Consider the following 4,392-nt stretch of genomic DNA (forward strand, 5'->3'; position numbering starts at 1 on the left):
ACAGGAATTATGTTGCGAGATTAATTATGTTGTGTCTTTTCTTCTCTGTTTGCTTTTCTTCCCTCTTTTTGTAGTTGGCATTTTTTATCTCTTCTTCCTCCCTTTTCTTTGGATTTCCTTCTTTTTCTTCCTTTTTTTGACCGATAATAACGGGAAAGTATTCAAAACGGACGAAAGGCCCGAAGCAGCCACTTCGAGCCTTTCTAGAGCTATCCCGTAAATACGGAAGCCCCACAAACATCTTCATATAATCACGGCTTCCGTTTTTGTTCAAGACGGAAGGATGAAGATTATTTTACTGAAGGCTGTTTCATGCAGGCGGTGTGGCATAACCTTTTATGTCTGCCGGAGCTGTTGGCGGGGACAGGCCTACTGTTGTAAATCTTGTCGTCTGCATTCCCAGCGAGAAGCACACCGCTTAGCCCAGCAAAGATATCGCCAGACAGCAAAAGGGCGGGAGGCCCATCGACAAGCCGAAAGAAAGCGAAGAATGCAAGATTCTGAAAAAACCGTGGCTGATGCATCTTCAACACCTCCTATTGTGCGTGATAAGGTACCTCAAGATCACCCGTTTACCGTTCCTTGTTGCCATTTTTGCGGTGCAAAAGGTGTGATTGTCGAACATTTCCCCCGTCGGGGATATGGGAGGCGGAATTCCGGAGCGAAGATTCAACCATTCTGACATCCTGGAGGAGCCCATGGTCGATAGAAAAGCCCTTGTTTGCAACCGTATCAGGAAGATAGAGGGAAGTTTTGCCTGGATCAGCCATCGTTTTCTGCGAAGCGGTTTTTTTACCAGCCTCACCCATCATGAGTTGCTCCTGTATTTGTTCCTGGTGCTTGTGGCTGATCGTCAGGGACTTTCCTATTACCACTATGACAAGATCTGCTCTTTGCTCTGTCTTCCACTCGATGAGTATATCGTTGCCCGCAACCAGTTGATAGACAAAGACCTGGTTGCCTTTGACGGTACCTTTTTTCAAGTCCTCTCCTTGCCGCGAACACCTGTTATTCAATCCACCAAGTTGCTTCAAAATCGGGAGGACATGGAAACGTCAGACCCTGCCACCATCGAACAAATACTCAGCAGACAATTCAACCGTGATCATGAATCATAAAGATTCAAAAAGACTCTCGCAGGCAGTTGAACACTATCTTCTGCAACGAATCGAACAGGGATATCCGGATACACACATCGACACTCAGCATAAAATCCTGCATGATTTTCGCCTTTTTATAGAACAACAACCAAGGGAATGGGACGAGATATTTACCCTTGAAATATTAAAAGAATTTATGCAGCAGGGTAACGGCAATGAGCGGCGACGTGCGGTTCGGGGCTTGGCTAAATTCCTGTATAGGGAGCAGCAGATTCCTCAGCCCATTCCAAGAAAATCAAGGCCCAGGCTGCCGGAACTTTTTGAAGACTATCTGCATTACTGCGCCACGTCCCGTTACGACACGGAAAAAACGGTGCAGCATATACGGCGAATCCTTGAGGCATTCGATCACTATCTTAAGCACCATAATCTCACCCTTTCGGCAATAACCATAGAGCACGTAGACACCTTTGAGCAGGAATATAATGCAGCTTATGCTCTGCAAAGCCAGAAATTTAACCGCAGTTGCTTCAAGTTTTTCCTGAAATATCTCTACCATGTACGTCGTGTGCTCAAGCGAGACTTTGCAGCATTGCTCAAAGTGCCGCGAATATTCCAGCGGACAAAACCACCCTGCTTCCTGCGCATCGATGAAACCCAACAACTCTTTGACAACAGGACACCGGGTACACCTTCAGAGTTACGGGCATATGCCATGGTTCATATAGCCTATACCATGGGACTGCGCCCTCAGGAAATTAGTAGGTTGACCTTGGATGATATCCAATTCAGCAAAGCTGAGATGAGCGTACGATATCGTAAGGCCGGCTTGCCGGTTACGATGCCGATCCCGCAAAAAACACTGAAGGCTATTGCGGCCTACCTGGTTGGAGGCCGTCCGGAAAACGATTGCCGTGAGCTTTTTCTGCAATGTTGTCGGCCGTACAGACCTGTCAGTTCTCAAACTGTTTGCTATGCCATAAAGACGTGTATACAAAAGGCCGGGTTACCTGAAAAGGCTACCGCCTATTGGCTGCGTCATACCCACGCACAGCAATTGCTGGAAGCTGGGGTCTCTCTGTTTGAGATCAAGGAAATGCTTGGTCATGACGATATTGATGCAACCAACAGATATCTCCATATTGATATCAAACTCATGAGGAGGGTTATTCTTGGCGAACTCGTTTGAAAGTTTCCTCGCACCACAGATGGAGCAATACCTCGAATATCGAGAAAGTCTCGGCTATTCTGCAACAAGTGTGAAAAGCCTGAGACTCCTGGACAGGTACATGGTGACGGAACATGTGACCACCTTCAACGCCTTGACATCTCTATTTTTCCTGAAAATGCGGACAGATCTTGCGATAGGCAGGAATACAATAAACAGGGTGATCTACGCCTTGCGCGGCTTTTTTCAATACCTCGTACGCATTGAATCCTGTCAGTATAATCCGCTTGCCGGAATTCCCCGTTTCAAGGAAAACAACATTATCCCTTTTATTTTTTCTGACCAGGAGACTGAACAGTTGCTCGAAGCAGCCTGGAGACAGGTCCGTAGAGAAAAGCAGGCCTTTTTCCTCAAGGACATGAGTTGCTGTATGGCCTTGCAACTACTGGCCCGTTGTGGCTTGCGGATCTCTGAACCCCTACGATTGAAAGTCAAAGATTTCAGGGCCGACGAAAGAACAATCTATATCAGGAAGACAAAGTTCCGCAAGGATCGGCTGATTCCCATCCCCATGGACGTGGCAAACCATCTGTCGGAGTATCTCTTGCTTCGCAACACGTTACTACTGACGGATACTCAAAGCCCATATCTCCTTATCGGCAGCCCAGCGAAGGGATTGCATAATCAACAGGTTCGAAATTTCTTTCACCGGGCAACCAGGGAAATCGGACTCGCTCAACCCAAACAGGTTATCGGCAACACCAACATCAGTGGTACAACCCCGCATAGCCTGAGGCATTCTTTTGCAGTTAACACCCTCAGACGGGTAAAAGAACGAGGTGATTCACCACAGAGTGCGTTAGCTGTTCTTGCCGTCTATATGGGACATAAAAAATACACCTATACCATCTATTACCTCAAGCTGATCGATGCAGACCAACGCCGTAATCTCGTTGATTTTATGACCATGTATCCATCAAAATTATGAAACTCACGAACTGTGTTTACTATTTTTTTGAGCAGTATTTACCACGGATCAAAGGGTGCGGTCCCAATACAATCAAGGCCTATCGTGATGCTTTTTCCCTCTTTTTACCTTTTGCCGGCGATCTCCTTGATACTCCCATCAACTCTTTACAGGTTGAACAACTCACCCCGGAGTTGATTGTAGACTTTCTTGGTTGGCTCGAAAAAGAACGGAAAAATGGCGCCAGAACCAGAAATCATCGACTGGCAGCCATACAATCCATGGCGAAGATGATCCTCTACATGCATCCTGACAAAAGAGAGGTTGCAGCAAGAATACTCGATATTCCTCAAAAGCGTTACCACAGGAATATCATCGGCTTCCTTTCTCAGGATGAAATTCTGGCTGTCCTTAATGCCGTTAATCTCAGTTCAGCACAAGGCTTCAGAAATTATACAATACTCAATCTGCTTTTAGACTCCGGCGCAAGGGCTGGCGAAGTGGCTTCACTCGATATCGATTTCTTTGATCCACAGCAAAAAACGCTGGCCATTCTTGGCAAGGGAGGTCGCTTCAGAATGATAACCCTTTGGCCGAAGACCACAGACCTCCTTTGCCGGTATGTTGAAAAGTACCGAACGACACCACATACTCTCTACAAGAATCGTTTGTTTCTCAATCAGCGAGGCAAGGAATTTACCCGTCATGGAATATATCGACTCTGCCGAAAATACCTGGAAAGAGCTCTACCTGCAAAACGGTTGAAAGACCTCAACCCTGCTCACAGCTTCAGGCATTCTTGTGCGGTGAATATGCTTCTGGCAGGGCACCCTATATCAGACATAAAAAATCGTCTCGGCCATGAAAGCATTAAATCTACAATGATCTATCTGCACCTTGATTTAAATCACCGAGAGAGGATCCAGAAAAAATTTATCACCCATACACAATCTTTACTTAATCAGGATGATAAGATAAATGAACTGGTCGACTGGGAAAACAAGGAGGAAATTTTAAAGTGGCTTGATAGCCTTTAGGGGACTTCTGAACTCCGTAAGGTTGGCGGATAAGTAGGAAATGCCAATATAAGTTATGTTGCATGGGAAAGAAGAATTGTTCCCAAAAATAGCGGAATATCTTGAAATGATAGAACAAAT

At 45.9% G+C, this 4,392-nt stretch carries 6 protein-coding genes; 5 read left to right on the top strand and 1 reads right to left on the bottom strand.

Going from position 1 to position 4,392, the window contains the following annotated elements:
• Window positions 1–7: 7 nt before the first annotated feature.
• Window positions 8–247, bottom strand: coding sequence for a hypothetical protein (locus JWH17_RS22845; RefSeq protein ID WP_205225018.1), 240 nt, complete (start codon window positions 245–247; stop codon window positions 8–10).
• A gap of 243 nt (window positions 248–490) precedes the next feature.
• Between JWH17_RS22845 and JWH17_RS22850 the strand changes: the two genes are divergently transcribed.
• Genes JWH17_RS22850 through JWH17_RS22870 form a run of 5 tightly spaced genes read left to right on the top strand, consistent with a single transcriptional unit; the run spans window position 491 to window position 4,272 of the window.
• A complete protein-coding gene (locus tag JWH17_RS22850) occupies window positions 491–682 on the top strand; it encodes a hypothetical protein (RefSeq protein ID WP_205225019.1) in 192 nt (63 codons plus the stop codon).
• Window positions 683–698: 16 nt separating this feature from the next.
• Window positions 699–1,118, top strand: coding sequence for a hypothetical protein (locus JWH17_RS22855; RefSeq protein ID WP_205225020.1), 420 nt, complete (start codon window positions 699–701; stop codon window positions 1,116–1,118).
• Window positions 1,108–2,289 carry a tyrosine-type recombinase/integrase gene (locus JWH17_RS22860; protein ID WP_205225021.1) on the top strand — a complete coding sequence of 394 codons (1,182 nt, stop codon included), beginning with the start codon at window positions 1,108–1,110 and terminating at the stop codon, window positions 2,287–2,289. Before JWH17_RS22855 ends, JWH17_RS22860 begins: the two co-directional genes overlap by 11 nt.
• On the top strand, window positions 2,273–3,256 hold the full coding sequence (locus JWH17_RS22865; RefSeq protein ID WP_205225022.1) for a tyrosine-type recombinase/integrase: 984 nt from the start codon (window positions 2,273–2,275) through the stop codon (window positions 3,254–3,256). The genes JWH17_RS22860 and JWH17_RS22865 overlap by 17 nt, the downstream gene beginning before the upstream one ends.
• Window positions 3,253–4,272 carry a tyrosine-type recombinase/integrase gene (locus tag JWH17_RS22870; protein WP_205225023.1) on the top strand — a complete coding sequence of 340 codons (1,020 nt, stop codon included), beginning with the start codon at window positions 3,253–3,255 and terminating at the stop codon, window positions 4,270–4,272. The genes JWH17_RS22865 and JWH17_RS22870 overlap by 4 nt, the downstream gene beginning before the upstream one ends.
• Window positions 4,273–4,392: the final 120 nt, after the last annotated feature.

Source organism: Desulfogranum marinum, assembly GCF_016918565.1.
Taxonomy (GTDB): domain Bacteria; phylum Desulfobacterota; class Desulfobulbia; order Desulfobulbales; family Desulfobulbaceae; genus Desulfogranum; species Desulfogranum marinum.